Raw genomic sequence first — 380 nt, 5'->3', positions numbered from 1 at the left:
AGGATGAGCAGGGCAACATGCCCTTCAATTTGAAGGAAAAACTCGAATCGCCCGAGGTCGGTTACCACATCATGGAGCTGTTCTTGCCCGCGGTTAAAAAGGAATCGGTTCCGGACCCGGAGGACGCGAAAAGTTATTTGTGGTCCGTGCACCGGGGCTTCCCGACCTACCATGGGCTGGATGGTTTTTATAACGTCAAGGAGTACCGGGAGACGCAAAGCCACGGCATTACCCGGATGACCTACGACAACTACTGGTGTGTGATCACCGCCGTCACATTGCCGGACGGTTGTACCACCCGCAGCCTTGACATTGACTACCGCTCATTCCTGCCAGCGGCTATCGAGGATGCCAACCGCAATATCCAGGAGGCGCGTTAC

The 380-nt window shown here is 55.5% G+C and carries 1 protein-coding gene; it reads left to right on the top strand.

Features of this window, described 5'->3' with window-relative positions; genetic code table 11:
* On the top strand, window positions 1–380 hold a 380-nt coding region (locus tag AC1DCY_RS27920; protein WP_477356099.1), incomplete at both ends, for a hypothetical protein.

The organism is Lysinibacillus sp. 10T31, from assembly GCF_056394365.1.
The sequence above is the reverse complement of the archived record's forward strand: the minus strand, read 5'-3'. Positions and strand labels throughout refer to the sequence as shown.